Source organism: Microbacterium sp. NPDC003461, from assembly GCF_053588335.1.
Genome location: NZ_JBSFPT010000061.1, coordinates 1 through 1,458 on the forward strand (window position 1 = coordinate 1; position 1,458 = coordinate 1,458).

General features: G+C 70.0%; 1 protein-coding gene. It reads left to right on the forward strand.

The annotated features are described in order from the left end of the window. Window positions 1-114 precede the first annotated feature (114 nt). Complete coding sequence (locus tag ACWDR7_RS13065; RefSeq protein ID WP_447942466.1) at window positions 115-1,434, forward strand: ISL3 family transposase; 1,320 nt, start codon at window positions 115-117, stop codon at window positions 1,432-1,434. Window positions 1,435-1,458: the final 24 nt, after the last annotated feature.

The window sequence follows — 1,458 nt, forward strand, 5'->3', positions numbered from 1 at the left end:
GGCTCTTCGGACATTCGGTGGGGGGTGAGGCTCGCCGGGTGAGTTCGGGCGGGTAGGGGTCGAGGTCCCCGAGGATCAGTAGCGCCAACTGCTGCTCCAACCGAGGACCTCGACGTGTCTCACCATAGTTCGGGGTGCGCTGATGCGCGCTCTGCCGCTTGCCCGTGTTCCCGCTGCGATCTGCTGCTCGGTCTCGACGGCGTCCATGTCGAGGCGGTCGAGCGTCTGGACGGGCTGCTGGTGGTGACGGTCTCGAGCCCCGCGGCGCCGGCCGGTTGCCCGTCGTGCGGGGTGCTCGCTGTCGGTCGGGGTCGCCGCCGCCGCGTTCTTCACGACGTGCCCGGCGCGACGCGGGTGCGACTGATCTGGCGGCAGCGGGTGTGGCGTTGTGATGATCCCGACTGCATGAGGAGGACGTTCGTGGAGCAGGTCCCGACCCTGGTCGCCGCGCGCGGGTCGATCACCATGCGCGCGGTGACGTGGGCGATCGGGCAGCTGCGCCGCGAGCACGCCACGATCGCGGGCCTGGCCCGACAGCTGGGCACGTCGTGGAAGACGGTGTGGCGGGCCGTTGAGCCCGAACTCGTCAAGCTGGCTGCCGACGAGTCCCGGTTCGAGAACGTCACCACCCTCGGCGTCGACGAGCACATCTGGCATCACGTCGACTCCCGCAAGCGCGGCCCGAAGGAGCTGACCGGGATGGTCGACCTGACCCGGGATGAGCACGGTCGCACCCGTGCCCGGCTGCTCGACCTCGTGCCGGGCAGATCGGGGAAGGCCTACGCGGCCTGGCTCGACGAGCGCGGCGACGCGTTCCGGAACAACGTGAAGGTCGCGGCGTTGGACCCGTTCGCCGGATACAAGACCGCGATCGACGACAAGCTCGAGGACGCCGTCGCGGTGCTCGACGCGTTCCACGTCGTCAAGCTCGGCACCGCCGCCGTCGACGAGGTCCGCCGACGTGTCCAGCAGGACACCCTCGGTCACCGCGGCCGGAAGGGCGATCCGCTCTACGGGATCCAGACCATCCTCCGCGCCGGCGCCGAGAACCTCACCGAGAAGCAGCGGGCACGGCTGGTCGCGGCGATCGAAGCCGCCCCTGCCCATGATGAGGTGTTCGTCGCGTGGCAGTGCGCGCAGCAGCTGCGCTCCGCCTATCACCAGAAGGACCTCGCCGAAGGGCGGAAGATCGCAGAGAAGGTCGTGGAGTCGTTCCACACCTGCCCGATCCCCGAGATTGCACGCCTCGGCCGCACCCTCCGGCGGTGGACCGACGCGTTCCTGGCCTACTTCACCACCAACCGGTCATCGAACGGCGGCACCGAGGCGGTGAACGGGATCATCGAGCTCCACCGCCGCCTCGCCCGCGGCTACCGAAACCGGCACAACTACCGCCTCCGCATGCTCCTCGCCGCCGGCGGCCTCACCCCATGACCCCCACCGGAAGTCCGAAGAGCC